Annotated in this window: 22 protein-coding genes; 10 read left to right on the forward strand and 12 right to left on the reverse strand. The window is 73.6% G+C overall.

From position 1 onward, the window contains the following. Positions 1 to 4: 4 nt before the first annotated feature. The 3 genes from AB2U05_RS06110 to AB2U05_RS06120 all read left to right on the forward strand — a co-directional run bounded on the left by AB2U05_RS06110 (position 5) and on the right by AB2U05_RS06120 (position 4,302). On the forward strand, positions 5 to 967 hold the full coding sequence (locus AB2U05_RS06110) for an ABC transporter substrate-binding protein (RefSeq protein ID WP_369182637.1): 963 nt from the start codon (positions 5 to 7) through the stop codon (positions 965 to 967). Positions 968 to 1,197: 230 nt separating this feature from the next. After that, on the forward strand, positions 1,198 to 1,749 hold the full coding sequence (locus AB2U05_RS06115) for a hypothetical protein (RefSeq protein ID WP_369182638.1): 552 nt from the start codon (positions 1,198 to 1,200) through the stop codon (positions 1,747 to 1,749). 495 nt (positions 1,750 to 2,244) lie between these two features. Continuing rightward, positions 2,245 to 4,302 carry a glycosyl hydrolase family 18 protein gene (locus AB2U05_RS06120; RefSeq protein WP_369182639.1) on the forward strand — a complete coding sequence of 686 codons (2,058 nt, stop codon included), beginning with the start codon at positions 2,245 to 2,247 and terminating at the stop codon, positions 4,300 to 4,302. A 156-nt stretch (positions 4,303 to 4,458) separates the two neighbouring features. Here AB2U05_RS06120 and AB2U05_RS06125 read toward each other — a convergent pair whose 3' ends face one another. The 6 genes from AB2U05_RS06125 to AB2U05_RS06150 all read right to left on the reverse strand — a co-directional run bounded on the left by AB2U05_RS06125 (position 4,459) and on the right by AB2U05_RS06150 (position 10,435). Then, positions 4,459 to 5,757, reverse strand: a complete 1,299-nt coding sequence (locus tag AB2U05_RS06125; RefSeq protein WP_369182640.1) for a multidrug effflux MFS transporter — start codon at positions 5,755 to 5,757, stop codon at positions 4,459 to 4,461. Between the two features lie 162 nt (positions 5,758 to 5,919). Next, positions 5,920 to 6,390 (reverse strand): hypothetical protein, encoded by a 471-nt coding sequence (locus AB2U05_RS06130; RefSeq protein WP_244178654.1) that lies wholly within the window; start codon positions 6,388 to 6,390, stop codon positions 5,920 to 5,922. 425 nt (positions 6,391 to 6,815) lie between these two features. Further along, entirely contained in the window at positions 6,816 to 7,730 is a 915-nt protein-coding gene (locus AB2U05_RS06135; protein WP_369182641.1) for an alkaline phosphatase family protein, read from the reverse strand. A 70-nt stretch (positions 7,731 to 7,800) separates the two neighbouring features. After that, positions 7,801 to 8,733, reverse strand: a complete 933-nt coding sequence (locus tag AB2U05_RS06140; RefSeq protein WP_369182643.1) for an ATP-grasp domain-containing protein — start codon at positions 8,731 to 8,733, stop codon at positions 7,801 to 7,803. Beyond that, entirely contained in the window at positions 8,730 to 9,107 is a 378-nt protein-coding gene (locus AB2U05_RS06145) for an ADP-ribosylation/crystallin J1 (RefSeq protein ID WP_369182644.1), read from the reverse strand. The genes AB2U05_RS06140 and AB2U05_RS06145 overlap by 4 nt, the downstream gene beginning before the upstream one ends. Before the next feature lie 140 nt (positions 9,108 to 9,247). Further along, a complete protein-coding gene (locus tag AB2U05_RS06150) occupies positions 9,248 to 10,435 on the reverse strand; it encodes an acyl-CoA dehydrogenase family protein (protein WP_369182645.1) in 1,188 nt (395 codons plus the stop codon). A gap of 146 nt (positions 10,436 to 10,581) precedes the next feature. Here AB2U05_RS06150 and AB2U05_RS06155 point away from each other — a divergent pair, with 146 nt between their 5' ends. Further along, the gene (locus tag AB2U05_RS06155) at positions 10,582 to 10,890 is read left to right on the forward strand and encodes a hypothetical protein (RefSeq protein ID WP_369182646.1); all 309 of its coding nucleotides are present in this window, start codon (positions 10,582 to 10,584) and stop codon (positions 10,888 to 10,890) included. Between the two features lie 152 nt (positions 10,891 to 11,042). Here the strand turns inward: AB2U05_RS06155 and AB2U05_RS06160 are convergent, their stop codons facing one another. Further along, positions 11,043 to 11,354, reverse strand: coding sequence for an AzlD domain-containing protein (locus tag AB2U05_RS06160; protein ID WP_045693124.1), 312 nt, complete (start codon positions 11,352 to 11,354; stop codon positions 11,043 to 11,045). Beyond that, positions 11,351 to 12,088, reverse strand: a complete 738-nt coding sequence (locus AB2U05_RS06165) for an AzlC family ABC transporter permease (RefSeq protein WP_369182647.1) — start codon at positions 12,086 to 12,088, stop codon at positions 11,351 to 11,353. Before AB2U05_RS06165 ends, AB2U05_RS06160 begins: the two co-directional genes overlap by 4 nt. Before the next feature lie 147 nt (positions 12,089 to 12,235). Between AB2U05_RS06165 and AB2U05_RS06170 the strand changes: the two genes are divergently transcribed. Beyond that, the gene (locus tag AB2U05_RS06170; protein WP_078859648.1) at positions 12,236 to 12,853 is read left to right on the forward strand and encodes an XRE family transcriptional regulator; all 618 of its coding nucleotides are present in this window, start codon (positions 12,236 to 12,238) and stop codon (positions 12,851 to 12,853) included. Between the two features lie 28 nt (positions 12,854 to 12,881). Here the strand turns inward: AB2U05_RS06170 and AB2U05_RS06175 are convergent, their stop codons facing one another. Continuing rightward, positions 12,882 to 14,942 (reverse strand): cholesterol oxidase substrate-binding domain-containing protein, encoded by a 2,061-nt coding sequence (locus AB2U05_RS06175; protein ID WP_369182648.1) that lies wholly within the window; start codon positions 14,940 to 14,942, stop codon positions 12,882 to 12,884. 226 nt (positions 14,943 to 15,168) lie between these two features. Beyond that, a complete protein-coding gene (locus AB2U05_RS06180; protein WP_369182649.1) occupies positions 15,169 to 15,492 on the reverse strand; it encodes a hypothetical protein in 324 nt (107 codons plus the stop codon). A 143-nt stretch (positions 15,493 to 15,635) separates the two neighbouring features. Here AB2U05_RS06180 and AB2U05_RS06185 point away from each other — a divergent pair, with 143 nt between their 5' ends. Together AB2U05_RS06185 and AB2U05_RS06190 are read left to right on the forward strand one after the other, a co-directional pair. Then, positions 15,636 to 16,400, forward strand: coding sequence for a carbon-nitrogen hydrolase family protein (locus AB2U05_RS06185; RefSeq protein ID WP_369182650.1), 765 nt, complete (start codon positions 15,636 to 15,638; stop codon positions 16,398 to 16,400). A gap of 141 nt (positions 16,401 to 16,541) precedes the next feature. After that, positions 16,542 to 17,945 (forward strand): aspartate ammonia-lyase, encoded by a 1,404-nt coding sequence (locus AB2U05_RS06190; RefSeq protein WP_045693120.1) that lies wholly within the window; start codon positions 16,542 to 16,544, stop codon positions 17,943 to 17,945. Positions 17,946 to 18,076: 131 nt separating this feature from the next. On the opposite strand, the gene AB2U05_RS06195 is transcribed toward AB2U05_RS06190, so the two are convergent. Then, positions 18,077 to 18,523 carry an SPW repeat protein gene (locus AB2U05_RS06195; protein ID WP_045693119.1) on the reverse strand — a complete coding sequence of 149 codons (447 nt, stop codon included), beginning with the start codon at positions 18,521 to 18,523 and terminating at the stop codon, positions 18,077 to 18,079. A gap of 226 nt (positions 18,524 to 18,749) precedes the next feature. Between AB2U05_RS06195 and AB2U05_RS06200 the strand changes: the two genes are divergently transcribed. Further along, positions 18,750 to 19,322, forward strand: a complete 573-nt coding sequence (locus AB2U05_RS06200) for a PadR family transcriptional regulator (RefSeq protein WP_369182651.1) — start codon at positions 18,750 to 18,752, stop codon at positions 19,320 to 19,322. Positions 19,323 to 19,490: 168 nt separating this feature from the next. Next, a complete protein-coding gene (locus AB2U05_RS06205) occupies positions 19,491 to 21,191 on the forward strand; it encodes an acyl-CoA dehydrogenase family protein (RefSeq protein WP_045693117.1) in 1,701 nt (566 codons plus the stop codon). A 133-nt stretch (positions 21,192 to 21,324) separates the two neighbouring features. On the opposite strand, the gene AB2U05_RS06210 is transcribed toward AB2U05_RS06205, so the two are convergent. After that, on the reverse strand, positions 21,325 to 22,020 hold the full coding sequence (locus AB2U05_RS06210; RefSeq protein WP_244178652.1) for a response regulator transcription factor: 696 nt from the start codon (positions 22,018 to 22,020) through the stop codon (positions 21,325 to 21,327). A 186-nt stretch (positions 22,021 to 22,206) separates the two neighbouring features. Between AB2U05_RS06210 and AB2U05_RS06215 the strand changes: the two genes are divergently transcribed. Beyond that, entirely contained in the window at positions 22,207 to 24,564 is a 2,358-nt protein-coding gene (locus AB2U05_RS06215; RefSeq protein WP_369182652.1) for an ATP-binding protein, read from the forward strand. Positions 24,565 to 24,571: the final 7 nt, after the last annotated feature.

The following is a 24,571-nucleotide window of genomic DNA, read 5'->3' on the forward strand; positions in this document are numbered from 1 at the left end:
CACCATGTCGACGATCAACAGAACCCGTCGCGCCGCCGTCCTGGGCACGCTCGCCGCGCTCGCCCTCGGCGCCACCGCCTGCGGCTCCTCCGGCGGCGACCCGCTCGGCGGCAGTTCGAGCGCCCCGGCCGCCGGCGGAGCGTCCGCGAGCGGCACAGCGGCGGGCTCCGGCGGCTCGGGCTCGACGGTGGTCGTCGGCTCGGCGAACTTCCCCGAGAACGTCCTGCTCGGCTCGATCTACTCGCAGGCGCTCAAGGCCAAGGGCGTCAAGGTCGAGGAGAAGTTCAATATCGGCAGCCGCGAGGTGCTGTACGGGCAGCTGCAGAGCGGCAACCTGACCGTGCTGCCCGAGTACAACGGCGCGCTGCTCGCTTACCTGGACGCCAAGGCGACGGCCGTCACCACGCAGGACGTGAACGCGGCGCTGGCCAAGGCGCTGCCCGCCTCGCTGGCGGTGCTGGACTCCTCGCCCGCCGAGGACAAGGACTCGCTCAGCGTCACCCAGGAGACCGCCGACAAGTACGGGCTGAAGAGCATCGCCGACCTGGCGGCCAAGGCGGGCGAGTTCACCATCGGCGGGCCGCCGGAGTTCAAGTCCCGCCGCGAGCAGCAGTTCAAGGACGTCTACGGGCTGACGTTCAAGGAGTGGAAGCCGACCGGCGACACGACGGCGAACGCGCTGAAGGACGGCGGCGTGCAGGTCGGCAACGTGTTCACCACCGACCCGAAGATCGTCCAGTTCAAGCTGGTTCCGCTGGCCGACCCGAAGAACGTCTTCGGCGCGCAGAACGTCACGCCGCTGGTCAACAAGGCGGGGCTGGACGCCACCGCGACGGCCGCGCTCAACGCGGTGTCGGCCAAGCTGGACACGGCGGGGCTGACGGCGTTGATGAAGCGGGTGGCGGTGGACAAGGAGGACCCGTCGACGGTGGCCAAGGACTGGCTGAAGTCCAACGGCCTCGGCTGACCCCGACCGCACTCCGGGCCGGGAGGGGGGCGGGGACGGGCGGCGGCCCGCCCCCGCCCCTCCCGGCCCCCGCCCCTTTCGGCCTCTCCCTTTCGGCCCCCCTTTCCGCCCCTTGCCGCGTCGCCCTGCCGCCGGCCTGTCACTGCCGCACTGGTGCCACCCCTGCTGCTCCTCCTGCTGCCGCCCCGGGGACCTTCCCATCGGCGCCGCGAACATGACAGGGTGGCGCCATGCGCACTCGACTCCTCGCCGCCACCCTCACGGCATTCGCCGCGGTGAGCCTCGCCGCCTGCTCCAGCTCCGGCTCGGGCTCCGGCTCCGCCACGGCCGCGGCGGGCTCCCCCACCCCCGCCGCCACGACCGCCGCTTCCGGCGGCCCGGCCTCCGGCGCCGCCGCCCCCACGGCCGGTTCGACGGACCCCGCCCCGTCCGCCCCCGCCCCGGCGGACGGCGCCACCCCGGGGGCCTCCGCGCCCGCCAAGCCCGCGGCCCCGGCCGACGCCGGCCTGCCCGGCAAGCCGGACGCCGACCGGACCGCGAAGCTGGTCGCCGCGCTGAACGCGATCGACCCGGGGATCGTCGGCGGCAAGCCCGACCAGGCCGTGGACCGGGCACGCAACCAGTGCCAGTCGATGTACCAGTTCCCCAAGGACACCGCGAAGTTGGTCGACATGGCGAACCAGCGCTTCACCTCCCCCGAGCACCCGCAGGGCTTCGGACCGGAGACCGCCGCGAAGATCAACGACGCGCTGCGCACCACGCTCTGCCCGCCGTCCCGCTAGCCCGCCCCGCTGGCCGTCCCGCCAGACCCGCACCCGCCCCACCCTGATCCGCCCGGCTTCCTGAGCGCCGGGCGGCCGCGGCCGCGCCCCGTCACCGGGTGCGCGGCCGCGGCGTTTCCCGAACCTTCCCGGCCCCCGGCGATCTCCCGCGAGCGGCTGGGCCGGGGCGGTGCGCTGACGAACAGTAAGGACTCTTGACAGAGAAGTGGTCTAGTCCAAACATAGGCATGTCGATCCGACCGGGATGCACTGTGGGGGTGTGACCACCGGCGGCTGAGGCACTGCCCTGCCCTGCCCTGTTCCGCTCCACCCCCGCCCCGTCCGGCGTGCGCGCGTCCGCAGCGCCGCCGCCGCTCCGACGCCCCTGCCGCTCCATCCCCTTTGCCGTACCGAACCGCTCGCTGCGCCGAGCCCACCCGCCACCCCGCGAACTCCCGGCACCGCGAACTCCCCGACGCCCCAACACCATCCCCCACCACGTTCGTTGGAGAACCGATGCGTCTACGCAGAACCATCCAAGCGGCCCTGACGGCCTGCGCCACCCTGGCCGCCTCGGCCGGCCTGGTCGCCGCCGGCACCGGTACCGCCCAGGCCGCGACCCCGCTCCCCAGCCGGGTCTTCGCGCCCTACTTCGAGTCCTGGACGGGGCAGAGCCCCGCCACGCTCGCCGCCCAGTCCGGCGCCAAGTACCTGACGATGGCCTTCCTGCAGGCCGCCACCAAGGGCTCCTGCACCCCGTACTGGAACGGCGACACCTCCAAGCCCGTCGCCTCCTCCACCTTCGGTGCCGACATCGCCACGATCCGGGCCAACGGCGGGGACGTGATCCCCTCGTTCGGCGGCTACACCGCCGACAACACCGGCACCGAACTCGCGGACAGCTGCACCGACGTCAACCAGATCGCGGCCGCGTACCAGAACCTGATCACCACCTACGACATCAGCCGGATCGACCTCGACATCGAGGACAACTCGCTGACCAACACCGCCGGCATCGACCGCCGCAACAAGGCGATCAAGCAGGTGCAGGACTGGGCCGCCGCCAACGGGCGCAACGTCCAGTTCTCCTACACCCTGCCGACCACCACCGGCGGGCTCGCCGACAACGGTCTCGCGGTGCTGCGCAACGCGGTCAGCAACAAGGCGCGGATCGACGTCGTCAACATGATGACCTTCGACTACTACGACAACGCCGCCCACGACATGGCGGCCGACACCCAGACCTCCGCGCAGGGCCTCTACAACCAGCTCGCCACCCTCTACCCGGCCAAGTCCCCCGCCCAGCTGTGGGGTTCGATCGGGATCATCGAGATGCCCGGCATCGACGACTTCGGCGCGGCCGAGACCTTCACCGTGGCCAACGCGACCACCGTGTACAACTGGGCGGTGTCCAAGGGCATCAACACGCTGTCCTTCTGGGCCCTGCAGCGGGACAACGGCGGCTGCCCGGGCAAGGGCGGCGACGACTCCTGCTCCGGAATCGCGCAGAACACCTGGGACTTCACCCACATCTTCGCGCCGTTCACCAGCGGCTCGACGGTCACCAACGACTTCTCCGTCGCGGTCAACCCCAACTCTGCGACTGTCAAGGCTGGTTCGTCCACCTCCGCGGCCATCTCGACGGCGGTGACGGCGGGTTCGGCGCAGAGCGTCAGCCTGTCGGTCAGCGGCGCACCGGCGGGCGTCACCGCCACCGTCACCCCCGGCACCGTCACCGCGGGCGGCAGCGCCACGCTCAACATCACCACCACCTCGGCGGTGGCGCCCGGTAGTTACCCGCTGACGGTCACCGGCAGCGCGGCCTCCGGCACCCACACCGGCGTCTTCACGCTGACCGTCACGGGCACCCAGCCCGGCAACGACTTCTCGGTCGCGGTGAACCCCAACTCCGGCACGGTGGCGGCCGGTTCGTCCGCCACGGCGGCCATCTCGACGGCGGTCACCGGCGGTTCGGCGCAGAGCCTGAACCTGTCGGTCAGCGGCGCACCGGCGGGCGTCACCGCCACCGTCACCCCCGGCACCGTCACCGCGGGCGGCAGCGCCACGCTCAACATCACCACCACCTCGGCCGCCACGGCGGGCACCTATCCGCTCACCGTGACCGCGACCGCGCCGTCCGGCACCCACACCGCGACCTACTCGCTGACCGTCACCGGGGCCACCCCGCCGCCGACCGGCCTGGTCAACGGCGGCCTGGAGACCGGCAACCTCGCCCCGTGGACCTGCCAGAGCGGCGGCGCGGTCGTCAGCACCCCGGTGCACTCCGGCTCCTACGCCCTGCAGGCCGCGGCGGACGCCGGCCAGACCGGCGAGTGCTCGCAGACCGTCACCCTCAAGCCCAACACCGGCTACACGCTGAGCGGCTGGGTGCAGGGCAACTACGCGTACCTCGGCGTCAGCGGCGGTGCGACCGCCAGCACCTGGGCCAACGCCTCCGGCTGGACCAAGCTGACCGTCCCGTTCACCACCGGCGCCTCCGGCACCGTCACCGTGTACCTGCACGGCTGGTACGGCCAGGGGAACGTGTACGGCGACGACTTCTCGATCGCCTGACGGCCTATCGCTAACGGCCGATCGCCGACTGCCGATCGCCGACTGCGAGCGGCGGACGGATGACAGATAACAGCCGACAGATTTCAACATCTGTCGGCTGTTATCTGTTTGTTGTCAGTTGTTCGCTGTTCGTTGTTCGCCGTCCACCGTGCTCCGTCAGGCCTCCGCCGTCCGCATCCGCGCCGGCCGGCACAGCGCGAGGTAGGTCGCCGTCGCCAGCAGCCCGCAGACCAGCACCACGGCGGCCAGCAGCACCGCGGACGGCTGACCGCCCAGGCTGCTCAGCGGCGCCACCACCGCGCCGGCGAGGAAGTTGCCGGTGCCGAGCAGTGCCGCCGCCGTACCGGCCGCCTGCGGCTCGACCAGGCTGAGCGCCTCCGCGGCGGTGTTCGGCAGCAGCACCCCCAGGCTGCCCATCAGCACGAACAGCGGCAGGCAGAACCCGATCAGCCCGAGGTCCCACAGCCGCGTCCCCAGTACCAGGGCCGCCCCCGCCGCGACCGCCGCGCCGAGCCCGCCCAGCACCAGGGCCCGCGACGTGAAGCGGCGCGCCAGCACCCGCCCGTTCAGCTGCGTCATCACGACGATCGCCACCGAGTTCAGCCCGAACAGCAGGCTGTAGGTCTGCGGCGACACCCGGAACACGTGCTGGAGCACCGTCGACGACCCGCTGATGTACCCGAACAGCGCCCCGTAGGCGAAACTGCTGGTCAGCGCCAGCCCCAGGAACGGCAGGTCGCGCAGCAGCCGCCCCATCGTCTGCAGCGTCGCCCCGATCCCGCCGCGGTCCCGGGCCCCGGCGGGCAGCGTCTCGCGCAGCGCGCCGAACGCGCCGAGGGTGAGCAGCAGCCCGAGCGCGGTCAGCGCGCCGAAGGTGCCGCGCCACGAGGTGACGCGCAGCAGCTGCGCCCCGACGATCGGCGCGAGGATCGGCGCCAGTCCGGAGATGAGGGTGATCGAGGCGAGGAAGCGCAGCATCGCGACGCCCTTGAACCGGTCCCGGGCGACGGCCCGTCCGATGACCAGTCCGGCCGACCCGGCCACGCCCTGGACGAAGCGGCCGGCGATCAGCACCGGCAGGCTCGGCGCGAGCGCGCAGAGCACGCTGGCGAGGGTGAACAGGACCATTCCGGCGAGCAGGGGCGGGCGGCGACCGAAGCGGTCGCTGAGCGGCCCGAAGAGCAGCTGTCCGGCCGCGACCCCGAACATCGAGAAGGTGAGGGTGAGCTGGACGGCCGCCGGTTGGGCGGCCAGGTCGTCCGCGATGGCGGGCAGGCCCGGCAGGTAGAGGTCCGTGGTGAGCGGGCCGAGTGCGGCGAGGCCGCCGAGGACGACGACGGTGGCCAGGCCGGTGGCGGCCGGGTCACCGGAGCCGGGCTCGGCGGCGGGGGCGGTGTGGGGGTCGGTGGGGGTGTCGCCGGCGGGTCCGGCGGCGCCGGCGGTCGGGCCGGGCATGGTTCTCCTATCGGACGGGGAGCGGGGCGGGGTGAGGTTTGTTCACGCCCCGTCCTACCGCAGCCCGGCCGGGTTGCGACAGGAGGGGGTCCGGTCGCACGGCGACGGCCCGCCCGCACCGGGAGGTGCGGGCGGGCCGGACGGACCCCTCGGCCGGGCCGCTCAGCGCTTGGCGGGGTGCTCGGCGCGCAGGGCCGCCTGCACCGCGGCGCCGTCCTGCCAGGCGTAGAGCTGGTTGCCGTGGAGCGAGACGTTGTAGTGCCCGCAGGTGCCGGTGGCCTTGGCGCCGACGTCCTGCGGGAACCAGCCGGCCTTGAGGGAGACCGGCACCGGGTGCAGGCCCTTGCCGGGCACGCCGTTGGTGCAGCCGGCGGGCAGCCGGCCCTCGGGGAGGGTGGCGCGCAGCAGGCGGTCGTCGCCGGTGGTGGACATCAGGTACTTGACCGAGGAGGCGTTGTCGGGCAGCCAACCCGGCATGGAGCGGCGGTCGGACTTGGCCTGCACGCCGGTGTCGTACGAGGACTGCTCCTGGTGGCGTCCGTCGTACCAGTCGGACACGCGCGGGCCGATTGCCACGGCGGCCACGGCGACGGCCATGCCGGTGCCCGCGACTCCCAGTGCGACCTTGCTCACGATGCCCTTCATGCCCGTCTGCCCTCTCCGTGCGGCCCCGTGTGGGTGGACCGGTGTGGTGTGTCCGTGTGTGGTGTGTCCGTGGTGCCGGTGGCGCCCGCTTCCGCGTCCGCCCGAACGTACCGCCGTTCCGACCGGTGCGGTACGCCGTCCGGGTGTACCCATCGTCTCGTGCGGCGTCCTCGCCGGGCGTCACCACCAGGTCGCGGTTACGCCTCCGACCCACGGGGTGCGGTCTCCACCTTCAGGCGTACGTCCCCGGGTCCGGTGGGGCGGGTACGGTCCCGATCGAGCGTCGCGCAGACCCGGCCCGGCCGCAGCCCGGCCTGCTGCACCTGGGCGCATCGGCGGCCGGGCGGCCGGGGGGGCGAGGCCCCGTCAGGGCGCCACGGAGGCCGGGGCGTCGGGCCGCTGTCGCCGGTCCGTCAGACCGTCGCCGGCACTGTCTCCGGCGCCGTCTGCGGCGCCGTCGCCGGCACGGGTCGGGCGAGCGGGAAGGGCCGGCCGTCGAGGGTCCAGTGCGGGTCGATCGGGCGCAGCAGCGAGGCGTACACCTGGGCGGCGACGTCGGGGTGGCGGATCTCGCCGGTCGGCGGGCCGGCCGGGATGTCGTGCCCGGCGCAGGCGACCCAGGCGGTGCGCTCCTCGGCGGTGCGGCCGCCGTGGCCGCCGGCGTCGACGTGTCCGTGGTCGGTGACGACGATGACGGTCCACTGCTCGTCCGCGTAGGTGGCGCGGCCGCGGACGGCGTCGAGGAGGCGGCCGAGGCGTTCGTCGGCGGTGCGCATGGAGGCGCGGTACTCCTCGCCGCAGCCGAGGAAGTGGGCGGTCTCGTCGACGGCGCCGAGGTAGACGAAGGAGGCCTCGGGGTCGGCGGTGCCGAGGACGTGGACGGCCTCGCGGGTGACCTCCTCGTCGACGGTCTCCCAGGCTTCGGGGGTGTCCTCGGCGGGGGCTATGTAGGAGAGCCGGCCGGGGGCGCGGAAGAGCGGGCCGCCGGACTCGTTGATCATCAGCGGGTCCCAGCCGGCGGCGACGAAGGTGCGGCGGCGGTCGCCGCGGTTGAGGCGGGTGGCGAAGTCGGGGAAGACGTCGAGCCGGTTGCCGGCCAGGTGGTTGCCCCAGACGCCGTGCTTGGCGGGCTCGACGCCGGTCACGATGGTGGCCCAGCAGGGGCCGGACATGGTGGGCACGGAGTCCGCGACGGTGACCGGCACCAGGAACCCGGCCTCGGCGACTTCCTGGAGGCGCGGCATCGGCACCTCGGCCAGGTAGTCGTGGCGGACGCCGTCGATGCCGACGACGAGCACGCGGGGGCGGGGCCACTGGGCAGCGGTCATGGCGAGGGGGTTCCTTTCGGTCGTACACACCCGGCCGCGCCCGCCGAGGCGCCGCCGACCGCGCCATGCTTCACCGCCCGCCGTACCGTCCGGCGTCGGCCCGTGGAACGGGGGGTGTCCGGCGAGTGTCGGGCGGACGTGTCGGCCGGGTAGAGGCCGGCCGGGCCCGGCGGGACTGGCGTCGCCCGGCGGGCGGGCGGCGGACGAAGCGGCGGTCGGCCTCGGCGAGGTCGGCGGCCGGGCCGGCGGCGCGCAGCACGACGTCCAGGACGCGCTCGGGGTCGGCGGCGTAGCAGTGCGCGAACCACGGCAGGTTGGCCTCGACGACGGCCCAGTGCTCGACCGGGTCGTACGGGTGGGCGATCGGGCCGACGTCGAGGGCGACGGCGCCGGGCAGGGTGTCGCCGAGCGCGTCGAGCAGGCGGCGGGCGAAGGCGGTGGCGTCGGCGGTCAGCGGTGCCGGGTCGAGCCGGCCGAAGCGGGCGTAGCGGCTTCCGGTGCGTACCTCGCCGTCGAGGACGAACAGCCGGTACTCGGCGGCGAAGGTCACCGGTTCGCTGACCAGGACGGGCGTGTCGGGGCCGATCCGGTCGCCGGTGCGCGGCAGTCGCGAGCCGTCCGGGTAGACGGCGGGCGGGATCGACTTGTCGGCGGGCGGTTTGACGAACGCCGGGTGGCGCAGCGTCCGGGCGTCGGCGAGGGTGGTGAGTTCGATCCGGCGGCGGGTGAACTCATGGGGCAGTCGGGCGAGCCAGTCGTCGTCGGGCTCGAGGAGGGCGAGGCCGAGCGGGGCGGCGATGCGGGCGGCGGCGAGCGGCCCGCCGTACCAGTGGACGGGCCGCCCGGCGAGGTGCCCGACGGTGGCCGGGCCGTCGAGGACGGCGGTGGCGAGGCCGCGGCGGGCGGCGGTTTCGGTGAGCAGCGCGGTGGTGCTGGTGGGCTGGGCGGAGGTGAGCAGGACGCGCTGCGGCGCGGCCGGGGCCGTCACGGCTGGGCCTGTCACGACTGGGGCCGGAATTCGTGGACGACCTCGATCCGGCCGACGATGTGCCGGTTGAACTCGTCCAACTCCTCGGCGGGCACCCACAGTTCGAGGATAGTTCGGCCGCCGGCCTGCTGTACGGGGTAGCGGGCGAGGAAGGCGGTGTCGACCTCGAAGCGGGTGACGTAGCCGACGCCGGAGGCGGGCACGTTCCAGTCCCGGGCGATCCTGATCGCGTAGTCCTCGTTCAGGACGGGGTAGAAGATCGGCTGCTCGGGCAGGCGGGGCGGCCAGGCGCGCCAGTCGGCGGCCTCGACCAGCGCCAGCTCCTGCGGGCCGGTGGGGCGCCAGAGGGTGGTGGTCGGGGGCGTCTGCGCGGTCCGGTCGCTCTTCATGACAGGGGACGGTAGCCGGGCCGCGGCGGGCCCGGCTACCGGATTTCCGCTGGTCGACGGGGGTCGACGGGAGTGGACGGGGTGGACCGGCCGGACCGGCCGGACTGGCCGGACCGGGACCGGCGGACGCGGACAGGCCGTCAGCGGTAGGCGGACTCGCCGGTGATGGCCTCGCCGAGGATCAGGGTGTGGATCTCGCTGGTGCCCTCGTAGGTGAGCACCGACTCCAGGTTGTTGGCGTGCCGCAGCACCGGGTACTCGGTGGTGATGCCGTTGGCGCCGAGGACGGTCCGGGCGCTGCGGGCGACCTCCAGCGCGGTGCGGACGTTGTTGAGCTTGCCGAAGCTGATGTGCTGCGGGCGGGCGGCGCCCTCCTCCTTGAGGCGGCCGATCCGCAGGGCCACCAGGTAGGCCTTCTCGACCTCCAGCATCATCTCGACCAGCTTCTGCTGGGTGAGCTGGAAGCCCGCGATCGGGCGGTCGAACTGGATCCGGCTCTTGGCGTAGTCGAGGGCGGCGGTGTAGCAGTCGCGGGCGGCGCCGACGGTGCCCCAGAGGATGCCGTAGCGGGCCTCGTTGAGGGAGGACAGCGGCCCGCGCAGGCCGGTGACGCCGGGGAGCACGGCGTCGGCGGGCAGGACGACCTCGTCGAAGGCGAGTTCGCTGGTGACGGAGGCGCGCAGGGAGAGCTTGCCGTGCACGTCGGTGGCGGTCAGGCCGGGGGTGCCGCGCTCGACCAGGAAGCCGCGCACGCCCTCCTCGGTCTGCGCCCAGACGACGGCGACGTCGGCGATGCTGCCGTTGGTGATCCACATCTTGCTGCCGGACAGCACCCAGTCGCCGCGCTCACCGCCCTTGCGGACGGCGCGGGTGCGCATGTTGGCCGGGTCGGAGCCGAAGTCCGGCTCGGTGAGGCCGAAGCAGCCGATCAGCTCGCCGGCGGCCATGCCGGGCAGCCAGCGCTGCTTCTGCTCCTCGGAGCCGTAGGCGTGGATCGAGCGCATCGCGAGCGAGCCCTGGACGGAGACGAAGCTGCGCAGGCCGGAGTCGGCCGCCTCGAGCTCCATGCAGGCGACGCCGTACGCGACCGCCCCGGCGCCCGCGCAGCCGTAGCCGTCGAGGTGCATGCCGAGCACGCCGAGGGCACCGAGCTCGGGGGCGAGCTCGCGCACCGGGACGGTGCCGTGCTCGAACCAGTCGCCGATGTGGGGGCGGATCCGCTCCTCGGTGAACCTGCGGACGGTGTCGCGGATCAGCCGCTCCTCGTCGGAGAGGAGGTCGCTCACGGCGAGCAGGTCGGCGGGGTCGATCCGGGTCGGCTTCGTCATCGAAGCTCCTTGTAGTCTCGGCGGAATGCTCGGCGTTCGACTGGGGTCCGAGTACCGGCGAGTATCGCGCACGCGGCCGGGGGTCGGGCGGGCACGAGCGCGTGAGGAAAACGACACGGGGACACCGGGACGCGGGGAGGCGGGACATGACGCGGCGCTGGGCACTGGTCGTCGAGGAGGTGGTGGGCGTGGGCAGGGACCGGACCTGGGGCCACCAGGTGCTCGCCGAGGTCGTGGGCACGCGCGAGGAGGCCGTCGAGGAGCTGAGGCGGATCGCCCCGACGTTCACCCCGCAGCACCCGATGAGCCCCCGGCACCAGATGCTGCTCCGGGACGGGGACACCTTCCTGCTGATCTCCCGGGGGAGCATGCGCGACTACCACTGCGTGTTCCGGGTGTGGGAGCTGCTGTGGGACAGCAAGCGGCCCGAGGTGCAGGCGGACAGGAACAGCTGACGGCGAACGAATAACAGCGAACAGATAACAGATTTCAACATCTGTTATCTGTTCGCTGAAAGTTGTCAGTTGTTCATTGTTCGCGGGCCGGCCGCTGGCCGCTGGCCGCGAGTCGCGGGTCGCCGTTCGCGCCCCGCCGGCCGACGCCGCCGTCACCCCACCCCGCACAGCCGCAGCAGCGCCGCCGTCGCCGCGCCGGCGACGACCACCAGGGGGAACGGCGCCCGGCGCAGCGCGAGCACCCCCGCGACCAGGACGCCCGCCGGGCGGGCCCAGCCGGCGAAGCCGTGCCCCTGCGTGAGCGCGCCGGTCGCCACCAGGGCGACCAGCAGCACCGCGGCCGCGACGGCCAGCAGGTGCCGCAGCCGCTCCGAGAGGGCGAGGCGGTGGCCGAGCAGCGGCCCGGCCAGGCGGAACGCGTAGGTCCCGGCGGCCAGCAGCAGGACGGCGTAGAGCGGCATCATCGGACGGTCTCCTTCGACACGGGCTCCCCCACGGCCGGGTCGACCACCTCCGATCCGGCCGCCCCGCCGGCCGGCCGTCCCGCGAACAGCAGCCCGACCAGGGCCAGCAGCACCGGCAGTCCGGCCGGGAGGTAGGGCGTCGCCGCGACGGCGGCAACCGCGCCCACCAAGGCGGCAGTTCGGGTGCGGCGGTCGGTCAGCGAGGGCAGCACGAGGGCGAGCAGCACGGCGGGGAAGGCCGCGTCCAGGCCCAGCGCGTCGGTGTCGCCGAGCATTCCGCCCGCGAGCGCCCCGAGCAGCACAGCGACGTTCCACACCACGAAGAGGGCGATCCCGCAGGTCCAGAACACGGCGCGGCGCCGCCGCCCGTCGTCCTGTTGCAGCACGAACGCGGCGGACTCGTCGGTGATCAGCTGCGCGCCGATCAGCCGCCGCCACCAGGGGCCTTGGAGCACGTCGGCGACGGTGAAGCCGAAGGGCAGCAGCCGGGCGTTGAGCACCAGCCCGGTGGCGACGGCCGCGAGCGCGCCGCCGGCGGAGAGCACCACGCCGACCGCGGCGAACTGCGAGCCGCCGGCGAAGACGAGCACCGACATGGCGAGCGGCACCCACAGGGGCAGGCCGCCGGAGACGCTGATCGCGCCGAAGGAGGCGCCGACGAGCGCGTCGGCGAGGCAGACCAGGGCGATGTCACGGAGAGTGGCATGCTCCAGGGTTCGAAGGAGCGAACGCATGTCCATTAGAGTGAACCCCTCGGAGCGGTTCGTCAAGCCGAACGAGGAGACCGGCAGACCGAACGGCGAGGCGCTCTCGACGGCCGTGGCAGCATGAACGCCACCAGCAGTCGGAGCGGGAGCCCGAAGGAAGCGTGAGCGGCGATCATGACTGACCCCCTGACCACCCCACCCACCGGCCCCGCGGACACCGGCGGTCCCATCGGCGGTCCCACCGGTACCGAGCTGATCGGCCAGATCGCCGCCTCGATCCGGCGCGAGCGCGAACGCAGCGGGCTGTCGATGGCCGAGCTCGCCCGGCGCGCGGGCATCGCCAAGTCCACGCTCTCCCAACTGGAGTCCGGCGCCGGAAACCCCAGCGTGGAGACGCTCTGGGCGCTCGGCGTCGCACTGAACGTGCCGTTCAGCCGGCTGGTCGACCCACCGCGCCCCACGGTCAAGGTGATCCGGGTCGGCGAGGGCCCGGTGACCCACTCCGAACGCGCCGACTACGCGGCCACCGTGCTGTCGTCCTGCCCGCCGAACGCCCGGCGCGACATCTACCGGATCGAGGCGCAGCCGGGCGAGACGCGGGCCTCCGACCCGCACATGCCCGGCACCGTCGAGCACGTGATGATCGGGAACGGCCGGGCGCTGGTCGGCCCGTCCGCGGAGCCGGTCGAGCTCGGCCCGGGCGACTACATCAGCTACCCGGGCGACGCACCGCACGTGTTCCGCGCGCTGGCTCCGGACACCCTCGCGGTGATCGTGATGGAGCACATCTGACGGTTCGTCACATGACGGATGCCGGATGTCAGCCGTGCTTCAACAGCCGGTCCAGGAAGGGGTTTCCGAACACCCGGTGCGGGTCGTGGCGGTCCAGCACGGCGACCGCCTCGTCCCAGCCGGGGCCGCCGCCGGCGCGCAGGCTCCCGGGGATGACCCGGTCGAGCAGGTCCGGGTCGGACCAGGCCGCGTCGGCGGTGTAGGCCCAGCCCTTGGACCATTCGACCCGCAGGCCGGCCCGGGTGCCGTCGAAGGTGCGCAACAGCCACTGTTCGAGGTCGCGGGCGAAGCGTTCCAGCCCGGGCGTGCCGGGGAAGGCGAGGACGTCGAGCCAGAGCGCGGTGTCCCACTCGGGGCGGTCGGCGCGCGGGCGCAGTGCGGACAGCAACGGCGGCCGGGCGCCGGGGACTTCGCAGCTCGTGGGGTCGTCCAGGCCGGTGACGCGGATCTCCACCGCGCCGTTCACGGGGTACTCGCCGCGGGCCCGGTACTCGTCGAGCAGCGTCCGGTAGTGGGCGGCGAATTCGGCGACCGCCCACTGCAGGTCGGCGCGCCGGGTGAGGACGGCGTAGCCGTTGGCGGTGACCCGCAGGGTGGTGGGGCGGACGTAGTGGAGCAGGTCGCGCGACGGCCCCCAGAGGTCGGAGCGCAGGCCGCCGGCGAGCAGGTGGGTGATCAGTTCGCCGGTGAGCAGGTCGCGCAGGGCCGTACCGGAGAGCAGGACGTCCGCGAGGTCGCCGGTGAGCGCCACTTTGGCGATGAGGTACTGGAGTTGGCCGAACAGTGGGGCCGACGCCCAGGCGCCGCCGACGACTTGGCCGACGAGTCGGGCGACCGGTTCCGGAACGCGATCCGAGAAGGGGTAGTTGTAGGGCTGGTCGACGGCCCGGGAGGCGAACGGTTTGGCCGGGGAGACGCTCCAGGTCTTGAGCCAGGGGAAGTCCGTGTAGGCGAACCAGATGGCTTCGGCGCGGCCGTCGCGGTCGACGAAGTCGGCGAAGGTGCGCGGGCCTTCGCCGCCCGGCGAGCCTCCCAGCAGGCCCCCGCCGCCCCCTCCACTCTCGGAGTCGGGGTCGGGGTCGCGGTCGGGCTCTGGGCGGGCGAAGAGTTCGCTCGCCGGGATGTCGAGCCGGCTGACGCAGCGCAGCGGCCGGTCGGCGCCGGCCCGCAGGACGACCTCGGTGAGGAACGCGCGGCCCAGGTGCACGAGGAAGGCGGCGCTGTCGGCCTCGCCGCGCTCGAAGGTGCGCAGCGTGTAGCGGCCGGTGGCCGGGTCGAGGACGACGGCGGTCAGCCGGACCACCTGGTTGCTGACCGAGCCGTAGCCGTGCCCGTCCGGCCGGGTCTCGCCGACCGCGGGGACGGCGGTGCCGTGGCCGCCGATGGCGAGCGCGCCGCCCACGGTGATCTCGCCGGGAGCCGGGCAGGCGGTCAGGCCGAGGCCCCGGTCGGCGAGGTGGGCGAGCAGGGCTTCCATGGTGGCGCCGGTCTGCGCCCGGACGGTGGTGGGCGAGTCGGCGGTGAGGGCGGTGAGGTGGCGGCTGGTGTCCACGATCAGGACGCGGCTGTTCTCCGGGGTGCCGTCCGCGACGTTGAGCGGCGCCCAGGTGTGCCGGTAGCCGCAGGCGCGCAGTCGCCAGCCGTTGGCGTGGGCCCAGTCGGCGAGGGCGGGCAGTTCCTCGGGGGTGCGGGGTGCGCAGGTCCACAGCCGGTCGGTGCGGATCTCGCCGGACCAGTTCTGGAAGACCCGCCGGTACAACTCGGTGCCGGCGGGCAGTGCGGGCGGTGCGGGCAGCGGGGGCACGGCGCCGGGTACGGCAGGTACGACAGGTCCAGCAGGTAGGGCAGGTGCGACGGGGTTGCCCGGTGCGGCGGCCTCGGCGTCGTCCGGGCCGATGGTTCCGCGTAGCAGCCAGGCCGCGCCGCCGAGGGCTGCCGAGGCGCCGAGCAGTCGCCGCCGGGTGAGGCCGCTCTCCCGGTCGCCGCCTCGGCCGCCCCCTCGGCTGCTCCCCCGGCCGCTCCCCTCGTCGCTCCCCTCGTCGCTCCCCCGGCCGCCCGCTGCGTCCTGTGCGCCGTGCTCGGTGGCCATCCGCCCGCCCTCGGTCCCTCGCTGGTCGCGGCGCCGATCGCCGTACCCGGGGCCGCCGTGCTGGTCGCCCGGGCAGGGATGCGACGGGCCGGGGCGGCGGTGTCCCGGCCCGTCCCGGTGTGGAGCGTACGAAGGGCCGTGCGGCGGTTTGAAGCGGTCCGGCCGCTTTCTCACCCCTTCGGGTGAGTACGGCGCGAAACGCCGGACCGGTGCGCGGCCGCCGGTGTCAGCGCGGCGCCGCGAGTGCGGCCTGCGCGTAGCGGTGCCACCGGTCGGCGGCCGAATCGGGCACGCACACCCAGTCCTTCATCGGCCGGCCGCCCGCCGGGTCGAACAGGTGCGCGCCGGTCAGGGCGAGGGCTTCGGCGTGCTCCGCCGACGTGCGGCCGAGCCGGCAGACCAGTTCGTCGCCGTGCAGCCCGGCGAAGGCCTTGCCGTGCACGTCCTTCAGGCAGGGCATGCCGAACATCTGCGAGCGGCGGGCACCGCGCGGCGCGAGTTCCTCGGCGATCTCGTCGTAGCGGGCGAGGGCGGCGGCGTCGGTGGTCATGCCGCCATCGTGGCGCCGGCCCGGTCGGCCGTCCACCGCGGCCGGCGGGCGTCCGAACGGCCTTGCCCGGCCGTTCGGCGGGCGCATAGGTTGATCATGACCACCGACCCCACCCGTCCGGAGGCTTCGCCGTGCCCTCGTCCATGCCCGTGCCCGTTCCGCTGACCGTCGCCGTCGCCCAGCCGGCCTGCGCCGAAGCCGGGCGTGCGGACACGCTCCGGGTCAACGCGGAGCGGCACGCCGAGGCCGTCCGGGCGGCCGGGACGCGGCTGGTGGTGTTCCCCGAGCTCTCCCTGACCGGCTACGACCTGGCCGCGCCCGCCGTCGACCCGGCGGACGAGCGCCTCGCCCCGCTGGTCGAGGCCTGCGCCGCGACCGGCGCCACCGCCCTGGTCGGCGCGCCGGTCGCGGAGGGCGACGGACGCGAAAGCATCGCCACGCTGGCGGTCACCGGCGAGGGCGCCGTCGTCGCCTACCGGAAGATGCGCCTGCACGGCGAGGGCGAGCCGGCACGGTTCACCCCCGGCGAGAAGCCCGTCGTCCTGGAGCTGGACGGCCTGCGGCTCGGCCTCGCGATCTGCGCGGACGCGGCCGATCCGACGCACGCCGAGGAGACGGCCGCGCTCGGCATCGACGCCTACGTCGCGTCCACCCTCTACGGGCCGACGCCCGCAGCGGCCGAGCGGCGCGACGGGCACCTGCGGGCGCGGGCCGCCGCACACGGGGTCTGGGCCGTCCTCGCCACGTCGGCCGGGGCCACCGGCGTGTTCCCGGACTCCTCGGGCGGCTCCGGCGTCTGGGCCCCGGGCGGCGACCTGGTGGTCCAGGCCGGCACCGAGCCGGGCGAGCTGGTCCGTGCCGAACTGGTCCGTACCGAGCCGGTCCGCCCCGAGCCGGTCCGCCCGTAACGCCGCGGCGGCCCCGAGGCGGCTCCGAATCACCGGGCCTCCGATGGAAATACCCGGGGCCCGCGCGCGGCTGTCGTGATCGGAAAACCCGTCCCGGGCCGCCAGGCGAGCCCTGGGCCCGTACAGGAGGTGCAGCGCGCGATGGCTGACGAGCGGAAGCCGCAGGAGTACCGGATCGAGCACGACTCGATGGGCGAGGTGCGGGTGCCGGCCGCGGCGAAGTGGCAGGCGCAGACGCAGCGGGCGGTGGAGAACTTCCCGGTGTCCGGCCAGCGGCTGGAGCGGGCGCACATCGCCGCGCTGGCCCGGATCAAGGCGGCCGCGGCGCGGGTGAACGCCGGGCTGGGAGTGCTGGACGGGGAGACGGCGGCGGCGATCGCGGCGGCCGCCGAGGAGGTGGCGGAGGGGCGCTGGGACGACCAGTTCCCGGTGGACGTGTTCCAGACCGGCTCGGGCACCTCGTCCAACATGAACGCCAACGAGGTGATCGCCACGCTGGCCGCCGAGCGGCTGGGCCGGCCGGTGCACCCGAACGACCACGTGAACGCCAGCCAGTCGTCCAACGACGTGTTCCCGTCCTCGATCCACATCGCCGCGACCGCCGCCGTCACGCACGACCTGATCCCGGCGCTGGAGCACCTGGCGGAGGCGCTGGAGCGCAAGGCCGGCGAGTTCGCGACGGTGGTCAAGTCCGGCCGCACGCACTTGATGGACGCCACGCCCGTCACCCTCGGGCAGGAGTTCGGCGGCTACGCGGCGCAGGTGCGGCACGGGCGGGAGCGGCTGCTGGCGACGCTCCCCCGGGTGGCCGAACTCCCGCTCGGCGGAACGGCGGTGGGCACCGGCATCAACACGCCTCCCGGGTTCCCGGCGGCGGTCATCGAGGAGGTCGCGCGCGCCACGGGCCTGCCGCTGACCGAGGCCCGGGACCACTTCGAGGCGCAGGGCGCGCGGGACGCGCTGGTCGAGCTGAGCGGCCAACTGCGCACGGTGGCGGTCGGGTTCACGAAGATCGCGAACGACCTTCGGTGGATGGGCTCCGGCCCGCGCACGGGCCTGGGCGAGATCAACCTGCCGGACCTGCAGCCGGGTTCGTCGATCATGCCGGGCAAGGTGAACCCGGTGCTGCCCGAGGTGGTGCTGATGGTCGCCGCCCAGGTGGTCGGCAACGACGCGACGGTGGCGATGGCCGGCGCGAGCGGCAACTTCGAGCTGAACGTGATGCTCCCGGTGATCGCCCGCAACGTGCTGGAGTCGGTGCGGCTGCTCGCCAACAGCGCCCGGCTGCTGGCGGACCGGACGGTCGACGGCATCACCGCCAACGTCGAACGGGCCCGGGAGTACGCGGAGTCCTCGCCCTCGGTCGTCACCCCGCTGAACCGGTACATCGGGTACGAGGAGGCGGCGAAGGTCGCCAAGCAGGCGCTGGCGGAGCGCAAGACGATCCGCCAAGTGGTGCTGGAGCGCGGCTACGTGGAGCGGGGCGAGCTCACCGAGGAACAGCTGGACGAGGCGCTGGACGTGCTGCGGATGACGCACCCGTAGCGGTCCCGGCCGGGCCCGGGGGCCTGTCCGCGAGAGCGTCCGCGGGCCCTGCCGGGCCGGGGGCGGGCGTGCGCCGGGGCGCGGTGGGCCGTTCGGGCCCTCCTCGCCCCGGACGCGGGCTGCGGGGTCGATCAGCCCCTGGCTCGGCCGGCACGGCCGCGCCGCATCGATGCTCCGTTCGCCGTCATGGTGGCCATCGAGAGTGCCGCGAGGCCGAGCAGGAACATCACGACGCCGACGATGACGCAGGTGACGATGTTCTTGCCGTGCGCGACGGAACCGGAGACGGCCCAGGGGGAGATGATCGTCCAGACGCCGAGCGCGGCGGCCGCCCAGGCCCTCGCGTGCGTGCGTTCGTAGGCCGATCCGTAGCCGGCCATCAGCGCCGTGTAGGCCAGGCCCACGATCAGGCAGGTCACGGTCAGGGTGCTGAAAGCGGTGAAGCCGACGATCCATGGCGATGCCGCCAGGAAGAGGCCGGCCAGTACGGCCAGGGCTTCGATGCCCTGGGCGCGGGGGGTCGAGGTGACCCGCTCGTAGTGTTCACGTAGTTCGACGATGTCCGGATGGTGCTCCATGCCCGTCGGGATATGGGTTGCCACCGATACCACCTCCTGTGGTCCGGATGAGGGGCGCACACTTCCCGTGGAAGTCGCGTGCCCAGTACCCATTCTGTCCCTTCTCCATTGTTTTGCACCCGATCGTCCGGAATGATCGATAACCATCCGATCACGCCGGTGACCTGCGTCTCAACCCCGCGAGCCGCCATTGCCTATGCAACTCGTTGCATAGCAGGATGCGGGCATGGCACTGGAGCACGCGATCCTCGTCTCGCTGCTGGAGCAGCCCGGCTCGGGCTACGAGCTGGCCCGGCGCTTCGACCGCTCCATCGGACGGTTCTGGACCGCCACCCACCAGCAGATCTACCGGGTGCTGCGGCGGATGGAGGCGGACGGCTGGATCGCCGCCGAGGAGGTCGCCCAGGACGGGCGGCCGGACAAGAAGGTGTACTCGGCGGCCGGGCCCGGGCGGGCCGCGCTGGCCGAGTGGCTGCGCGAGCCGGTCGAGCCGGAGACCGTCCGGCACGAACTGGCCGTCAAGATCCGGGCCGCCGCCTTCGACGACCCGTCCGCGTTGATCTCCGAGGTCGAACGGCACCGCGAGAGCCACGCCGCCCTCCTCGCCCGGTACCTGCACGGCGAGGAGCGCGACTTCCCCGACCTCGCCGCACTCGACGCCCGGCAGCAGCTCCAGCACGTCGTCCTGCGCGGCGGCATCGAGTACGAGCGGATGACGCTCGCCTGGCTCGACGACGTGCTCGCCACCCTGCGACGGCTCGCGGGCACGGGCGACGAACAGGATTCAGAGTTCAGATGACAGAGTTTGAAAGTTGAAATCTGTTCGCTGAAAGCTGTCATCTGAAATCTGTTCGCTGAACTCTGTTCGCCGTCCCGTTCGCCGACCTGTTCGCAGACCCGCTCACGGGCCCGCTCGCCGGCCCGTTCGCCGGCCACTTCCCTCCACCCGACCCTCAGGGAGCCCCCGATGCTCTTCAACCCGCGCACCTACGACCCCGCGCAGTTCGACGAGCCGACCCGCCGGCTGCTGCGCGCGACCGTCGACTGGTTCGAGACCCGCGGCAAGAAGGCGCTGATCGACACCTACATCGACCGCGCCTGGTACGCCGACTTCCTCGAATTCGCCGCCCGGGAGGGCCTGTTCGCGGAGTTCCTGACCCCGTCGTCGGCCGACCCGGCCAAGCGCTGGGACACCGCGCGGATCGCCGAGCTGAACGAGATCCTCGGCTTCTACGGCCTCGGCTACTGGTACACCTGGCAGGTCACCATCCTGGGCCTCGGCCCGGTCTGGCAGAGCGAGAACGAGGCCGTCCGCGCCCGCGCCGCCCGCCTGCTCGCCGAGGGCCACGTGATGGCCTTCGGCCTGTCCGAGCGCACCCACGGCGCGGACATCTACTCGACCGACATGATCCTCACCCCGGACGGCGAGGGCGGCTTCACCGCGTCCGGTTCCAAGTACTACATCGGCAACGGCAACGTGGCCGGCCTGGTCTCGGTGTTCGGCCGCCGCTCCGACGTCGAGGGCCCCGAGGGCTACGTCTTCTTCGCCGCCGACAGCCGCCACGACGCCTACCACCTGGTCAAGAACGTCGTGAACGCGCAGATGTACGTCAGCGAGTTCCGCCTGGAGGACTACCCGGTGCGCGCCGAGGACGTGCTGCACACCGGGCAGGCCGCCTTCGACGCGGCGCTGAACACCGTCAACGTCGGCAAGTTCAACCTCTGCACCGCCTCGGTCGGCATCTGCGAGCACGCGATGTACGAGGCCGTCACGCACGCCCGCAACCGGGTGCTGTACGGCCGTCCGGTCACCGATTTCCCGCACGTGCGGCGCGAGTTGACCGACGCCTACGCCCGCCTGGTGGCGATGAAGCTGTTCAGCGCGCGGGCCGTGGACTACTTCCGCACCGCCTCCGCCGAGGACCGCCGCTACCTGCTCTTCAACCCGATGACCAAGATGAAGGTCACCACCGAAGGCGAGAAGGTCATCGACCTGATGTGGGACGTCATCGCGGCCAAGGGCTTCGAGGCGGACACCTACTTCGACAAGGCGGCGAAGGACATCCGTGGCCTGCCGAAGCTGGAGGGCACCGTCCACGTCAACCTGGCGCTGATCCTCAAGTTCATGGGCAACTACCTGTTCGCGCCCGCCGATTACGCCCCGGTGCCGACCCGGCTGGACGCCGCCGACGACGCCTTCCTGTTCCAGCAGGGCCCGGCCCGCGGCCTCGGCGCGATCCGCTTCCACGACTGGCGCACCGCCTACGACCGGCACGCGCAGCTGCCGAACGTCGCCCGCTTCCGCGAACAGGCGGACGCCTTCTGCGAGTTGCTGCTGAAGAACGCCCCGAGCAAGGAGCAGCAGGCCGACCTCGACTTCCTGCTGGAGATCGGCCAGCTGTTCGCGCTGATCGTCTACGGCCAGCTGGTGCTGGAGCAGGCGGAGTTGACGGGCGTGGACGCCGATCTGCTGGACCAGATCTTCGACGCCCTGGTCCGCGACTTCTCGGCGCACGCCACCGAGCTGCACGGCAAGGCCTCGACGACCGAGGAGCAGGCCGCGTGGGCGCTGGCGAACGTGCGCCGGCCGGTCGCGGACGCGGAGCGCGCGGCGAAGGTGTGGGCGCGCGTCGAGGCGCTGTCGGGCGCGTACGAGATGCAGCCGTAGCGGCGCAGTCGTCCAGCAGGACCCCGGGGGTGCCGGTCGGCGGACCGGCACCCCCGGCTCTCCCTCGGGTTCGCCCGCCCCTGGGGGCTTCTCGCTCCCGGGGGCTCTGCCGTTCCCGGCACCCCCCGGCGGTTCAGCTGTCGCCGAGGCCCATATCGCGCGCCCGAGCGACCGCCTCGGCGCGCGTGGCGACGTGGAGCTTCTCGAAGATGTGGGTGACGTGGTTGCGGACGGTCTTCTCCGCGACCACGAGTTCCCGGGCGATCCGCCGGTTGTCGTAGCCGCGCGCGACGAGGTCGAGCACCTCGGCCTCGCGGGCGGTGAGTTCGGGGAAGAGCTGCCCGGCCTCGCGCATCTTTGCCCCGGCCAGCAGTGCGGTGATCCGGCCCGCGACCTCGCCTCCGAACACGGCGCCGCCGGCCGCGACGGTCCGTACGGCGTGCAGCACCTCCTCCCGCCCGGCGCCCTTGACCAGGTAGCCGCGCGCCCCGGCCTGGAGGGCGGCGAGCAGGTTGCCGTCGTCGTCCGACATGGTGAGCATCAGCACCGGCGGGGCCTGCTCCCGTGCGGAGAGCCGGCGGACGGCCTCGAGCCCGGAGCCGTCCGGCAGCGAGAGGTCCATGATCACCACGTTGGGGCGGCTCCGGGCGACGGCCTCCGGCACGTCGGCGACCCGCTCGGCCTCGGCCACCACGGCGACGCCCTCGGCGCTCTCCAGCGCCGCCTTGAGCCCGGCCCGGAACAGGGGGTGATCGTCGACGATCAGTACCCGAACGGGCGGGGCGTCGGCCGCCTGGTCCGGGGGTGTCACCGGCTGCTGTTCATCCACCTGGCCGACACTACCAGCGATGATCTCGTGACTTTCCGTGACATGCTCGGGGGGTTGGGGAGTCGTCCGCACGGCGGTCCGGCACCGGATTCGAGACCGGTGCCTCAGGCGCCCGGGACACCGGGCGGCCGAGACTGGCCGTATGCGCTCGAAACAGTAGCGGCCGGCCGTCTGCGAGGTGGTGCCATGACCACGGGGATCCCTCCCCGGTTCCGTACGCCGGCCCAGCGGCAGTTGACGGCCGCCGCGGTCGTCACCGCGGTGTGCCTCGTCGCGGGGACGCTGTGGGCCTGCTACGTGCTCGGCCACCTCGGCGACCCGAACGTCGTCCACCCGCGGAACCAACTGGCCACCCTGGTCTACGCCCTGCCGACCGCCGCCGCCGGGATGGTGCTGCACGCCCATCGCCCGGGCAGCCCGCTCGGCTGGGTGATGCTGGTGTACGCGCTGACGGCCGTCCTGCCGCTCGCGGCCGCCGCGCCGGTCTGGGTCGAGGTGTCCGATCCGGGCATCGTCGGCGCGGTCGCGGCCTTCGGCACGCTGTGCGGCGTGGTCAACGTGACCCTGTTCTACGTGCTGCCGCTCTGGCTGCCGGGCGGGCGGCTGACGGGTCGGCTCTGGTGGGTGTACGTCGGGGCGGTCGCGCTGTTCGTGATCCCGGAGATGGCCTGGCAGCTCGATCTCCACACGCTCTACGGGCGGCCCAACCCGCTGGCCGGGAACCCGCCGGCGGTCTTCTTCCGACGCATCGCCACCGCCCTGTACGGCCACGACATGGTGATCAGCGAGTTCCTGATCGGGTTCGTCGCCCTGGTGCTGCTCGTCCGGCTGCTGCGGCCCGCCGGGCGGGCGAGCGGCACGGCGGGGGCTGCGGGCGGCACGGCGGGGGCTGCGAGCGGCCCGGACGGAGCGGCGGCCGGGCCGGTCGGGGATGCGGCCGGGCCGGACCGGGATGCGGCCGACACCCGGCGGCACCGGCTGCGGGTGGGCGCGATGCTCGCCGCGTACCTGCTCTGGGCGGGGATGCAGGACATGTACGAGCGGACCTGGACGTCCCACTTCTGGCTCAGCTACGCGCTGTTCTCCGCGGCCGGGCTGGTGTGGGCGGTCGCGGTCGGGTACCTGGTCGTGCGCGACCGCGGCTGGCGGCTGCACCGCGCGGCGCGCAGCGCGCTGATCGGGCTGCTCCTGGCCACCGGGGTGACCGTGCTCTTCGTGGGCGCCTCCGCCACGGCGTCCGGCTGGCTGCTGCCCGGGCGCGGCGGCGCGGCGCTGCTGTTGATCGCCCTGATGTACCTGTTCGGGGCGGCGCTGCCGCGGGTGGCGCGGCGGACGGTCGCGGTGGTGGACCGGCTGTACTACGGGGAGCGGGCGCAGCCGTACCAGGTGCTGCGGGCGCTGGCGGGGCGGGTGCGTCAGGTGGTCGATCCGGAGCGGCTGCCGGAGGCGCTGTGCGCGACCGTCGCCGAGGAACTGCGCCTGCCCGGGGTGACGTTGACGGTCTCCACCCGGGCCGGGCGGCGGACGCTGGCCACCGCCGGACGGCTGGACGGTCGCAGCCAGGGCTTCGAGCTGGTCCACAACGGGCTGCCGATCGGTGAGTTGACGGTCGGGCTGCGGGCGGGCGAGGACCGGCTGGACGCCAGCGACATGGACATCCTGCGTTCGCTGGCCGACCAGGCGTCGCCGGCCGTCGCCTCGCTGCGGCTCCAGGAGGACCTGCAGGCGAGCCGGGAGCAGATCGTCGCGGCGCGGGAGGAGGAGCGGCGGTGGCTGCGGCGGGACATCCATGACGGGCTCGGGCCCGCGCTGGCCGGGTTGCGGCTGCGGATGGACAACGCGGCCTCGGCCGCGTCGTCCGCCGCCGCGGGCTCGGGCGCGGCTCCGGGTACAGCTCCGGGCGCGGCTCCAGGTGCGGTGGGGGGCTGCGCGGACGACGGGCTGGCGCGGACGCTGAGCGGGATCTCGGACGACCTGGGGATGGCGATCCGGGAGGTCCGCAGGATCACCGACCGGCTCGGGCCGGCGCCGCTCGGCGAGTTCGGACTGGCGCGTGCCGTCCAGCAGTTGGCGGGCACCTTCAGCGGGGCCGGGCTGACCGTGACGGCGGAGCTCTCGCCGGACCCGCTGCCGGAGCTGCCGGCGGCCGTGGAGGTGGCGGCGTACCGGATCACGGCGGAGGCGCTGAACAACGTGCTGCGCCATGCCCGGGCCCGGACGGCGAAGGTGACGCTGCGGGTGACGGAGGACACGATGGTGCTCACCGTGCTCGACGACGGCATCGGGTACCGGGAGGACACCGGCAACGGTGGCAGCAGCGGCAACGGCGGTGGCGGGGTCGAAGGCGACGGCGCCGCGGCGGACGGGCGCGGGGTGGGGCTGCGGTCGATGGCGGACCGGGCGGCGGAGATCGGCGGGCGGTGCACCGTCGGGCCGCTGCCGGAGGGCGGGGGGACGCAGGTGCTGGCGATGCTGCCGCGCGCGGCGGGCGGCGGTGGCGGCGGGAAGGCGACGGAGAGGCGGCAGGGCACAGGTGACGGATGACGGATAA

Origin of the sequence: Streptomyces sp. Y1, from assembly GCF_041053115.1 — a bacterium.
GTDB lineage: Bacteria > Actinomycetota > Actinomycetes > Streptomycetales > Streptomycetaceae > Kitasatospora > Kitasatospora rubellomurina.

Excerpts from the sequence above, each read along its gene's own strand:
- AB2U05_RS06110 (WP_369182637.1), top strand. The coding sequence starts at position 5 with ATGTCGACGATCAACAGAACCCGTCGCGCCGCCGTCCTGGGCACGCTC.
- AB2U05_RS06115 (WP_369182638.1), top strand. The coding sequence starts at position 1,198 with ATGCGCACTCGACTCCTCGCCGCCACCCTCACGGCATTCGCCGCGGTG.
- AB2U05_RS06120 (WP_369182639.1), top strand. The coding sequence starts at position 2,245 with ATGCGTCTACGCAGAACCATCCAAGCGGCCCTGACGGCCTGCGCCACC.
- AB2U05_RS06125 (WP_369182640.1), bottom strand. The coding sequence starts at position 5,757 with ATGCCCGGCCCGACCGCCGGCGCCGCCGGACCCGCCGGCGACACCCCC.
- AB2U05_RS06135 (WP_369182641.1), bottom strand. The coding sequence starts at position 7,730 with ATGACCGCTGCCCAGTGGCCCCGCCCCCGCGTGCTCGTCGTCGGCATC.
- AB2U05_RS06145 (WP_369182644.1), bottom strand. The coding sequence starts at position 9,107 with ATGAAGAGCGACCGGACCGCGCAGACGCCCCCGACCACCACCCTCTGG.
- AB2U05_RS06150 (WP_369182645.1), bottom strand. The coding sequence starts at position 10,435 with ATGACGAAGCCGACCCGGATCGACCCCGCCGACCTGCTCGCCGTGAGC.
- AB2U05_RS06155 (WP_369182646.1), top strand. The coding sequence starts at position 10,582 with ATGACGCGGCGCTGGGCACTGGTCGTCGAGGAGGTGGTGGGCGTGGGC.
- AB2U05_RS06160 (WP_045693124.1), bottom strand. The coding sequence starts at position 11,354 with ATGATGCCGCTCTACGCCGTCCTGCTGCTGGCCGCCGGGACCTACGCG.
- AB2U05_RS06165 (WP_369182647.1), bottom strand. The coding sequence starts at position 12,088 with ATGCGTTCGCTCCTTCGAACCCTGGAGCATGCCACTCTCCGTGACATC.
- AB2U05_RS06170 (WP_078859648.1), top strand. The coding sequence starts at position 12,236 with ATGACTGACCCCCTGACCACCCCACCCACCGGCCCCGCGGACACCGGC.
- AB2U05_RS06175 (WP_369182648.1), bottom strand. The coding sequence starts at position 14,942 with ATGGCCACCGAGCACGGCGCACAGGACGCAGCGGGCGGCCGGGGGAGC.
- AB2U05_RS06180 (WP_369182649.1), bottom strand. The coding sequence starts at position 15,492 with ATGACCACCGACGCCGCCGCCCTCGCCCGCTACGACGAGATCGCCGAG.
- AB2U05_RS06185 (WP_369182650.1), top strand. The coding sequence starts at position 15,636 with ATGCCCGTGCCCGTTCCGCTGACCGTCGCCGTCGCCCAGCCGGCCTGC.
- AB2U05_RS06190 (WP_045693120.1), top strand. The coding sequence starts at position 16,542 with ATGGCTGACGAGCGGAAGCCGCAGGAGTACCGGATCGAGCACGACTCG.
- AB2U05_RS06195 (WP_045693119.1), bottom strand. The coding sequence starts at position 18,523 with ATGGAGCACCATCCGGACATCGTCGAACTACGTGAACACTACGAGCGG.
- AB2U05_RS06200 (WP_369182651.1), top strand. The coding sequence starts at position 18,750 with ATGGCACTGGAGCACGCGATCCTCGTCTCGCTGCTGGAGCAGCCCGGC.
- AB2U05_RS06205 (WP_045693117.1), top strand. The coding sequence starts at position 19,491 with ATGCTCTTCAACCCGCGCACCTACGACCCCGCGCAGTTCGACGAGCCG.
- AB2U05_RS06215 (WP_369182652.1), top strand. The coding sequence starts at position 22,207 with ATGACCACGGGGATCCCTCCCCGGTTCCGTACGCCGGCCCAGCGGCAG.